The organism is Nitrospina gracilis 3/211, assembly GCF_000341545.2.
GTDB lineage: Bacteria > Nitrospinota > Nitrospinia > Nitrospinales > Nitrospinaceae > Nitrospina > Nitrospina gracilis.
Genome location: NZ_HG422173.1, coordinates 2149558 through 2151084, shown reverse-complemented (window position 1 = coordinate 2151084; position 1527 = coordinate 2149558). Strand labels below are relative to the sequence as shown.

The following is a 1527-nucleotide window of genomic DNA, read 5'->3' as shown; positions in this document are numbered from 1 at the left end:
GGGTATGCCACGGGAAAGCGAGTAACGGTGATTCTGTGGTTTCTGGATGGCCTCCACCAGTTTGTCCACGATGTGCTGGGGTGTGGCCTGGTCCGGGTTGCCCATGCCAAAGTCGATGATGTCCTCACCGCGGCGGCGGGCCTGCAGTTTCAACTCACCGACAATGTTGAACACATAAGGGGGCAAACGCTGAATGCGTGGAAATTCATTCATCCTTCAATTTCTTTTTTTATCAGATGTTATAAAAAGCGGGTCCGGCGGACTCAGTGCGAGATACAGAGGGGGTGGGCAAAACCTTCAGGCAGGCGCCCGGAATGGCATTCGGCCTTAACCCTTTTAATACCAACGTCCTCCCAAGCCAGCGTCAAGATAGCATATTTTAACCTGCCGTATCAATTTTATAAATGGGGGTTTAGGGCTGTTCGGATGCCCGGAGGCCCTATATGAGATTGAGTTTGCGCGCATGGTCCAGGATGGTCCGGGTATTGATTCCGATGCCTTGTTTGAATGCCGAGTTCTGGTAATTGTTCATCATGCTCACCACCCCCATCAGACCCCCGTCGCAGGCCACGATGGCGCCGCCGGAGTTGCCAAAAAACACTTCGTTGTCCTTGAACAGGATGAACTCGGATTCCTCAAGCACATCTTTTTTCTTGATCCGGGCTTTTTGCAAAGAGTAGTATTTGCGATTGGGATGCCCGACGATCATCAGATCGTCCTCACCATCCGGGTTCATCTTCAGATCCAGATAGGAGGGGTAAGAACCCCGGGTTTGTATGAACGCCAGATCCAGGTTCCGCACCCGATGCACGGAATCGACTTCGATCGTTCTCCCCGGACGGGCCAAATCGTCACCGGGGACCTCCGGAAGCACCACCTCGATCGATTTTCCATCCACCACGTGCCGCGCTGTGGCGATTAGGCGCGGACCGATGAACACCCCGGCACCGACCGAATGATCCGTCTTGACCACAACCGTAGCCCCGGCCACTTGACCATACAGCCGATGCGGTGTCCGGCATTCGATATCCTTGCCGATGAGGTGGCGGTCGAGCTCGTTTTCCGGGGGATTAAAAAAAAGCCGCACCGCCCGCTTGATGCGCTTAGGGTAGGTGTTTTCCGGGTCAGTCATAGCGAGCTTCTGGTTACTGAGGGCAACGACCCCGAGCACGACGAAAAACACGATCCAGCCTTTATTTTTTCTTTTATCGAAACGCATAGGTGCGAATGGAAGACCTTCAGGCAATCCTGCTGGGCCTGATCCAAGGCCTGACCGAGTTTTTACCGGTCTCCAGTTCCGGGCATTTGATCCTTGTGCCCATCCTGTTTGAATTTGAGGACCAGGGATTGGCCATGGACGCCATCCTGCACCTGGCCACCCTGCTCGCCATCATCATATTCTTCCGCAGGGAGCTCTGGCAACTGCTGTGTGCGCTGTTTGATAAAGCAAACCAGCCAGCGCGTCATCGTCTTGCATGGGGCATTGTGGCGGCCACGGTTCCGGCTGGGGTGGTGGGGCTATCTCTC

The 1527-nt window shown here is 54.7% G+C and carries 2 protein-coding genes and 1 pseudogene; 1 reads left to right on the top strand and 2 read right to left on the bottom strand.

Annotated elements, in window-relative coordinates; translation table 11 throughout:
* A pseudogene (locus TX82_RS16530) lies at positions 1-213 on the bottom strand (alanine transaminase); the annotation flags it as partial.
* 226 nt (positions 214-439) lie between these two features.
* Positions 440-1132, bottom strand: coding sequence for a S1 family peptidase (locus tag TX82_RS10225; RefSeq protein ID WP_187291951.1), 693 nt, complete (start codon positions 1130-1132; stop codon positions 440-442).
* 95 nt (positions 1133-1227) lie between these two features.
* On the opposite strand from TX82_RS10225, the gene TX82_RS16310 reads away from it, so the two are divergent.
* A partial coding sequence (locus TX82_RS16310; protein WP_042251051.1) for an undecaprenyl-diphosphate phosphatase occupies positions 1228-1527 on the top strand: 300 nt, incomplete at its 3' end.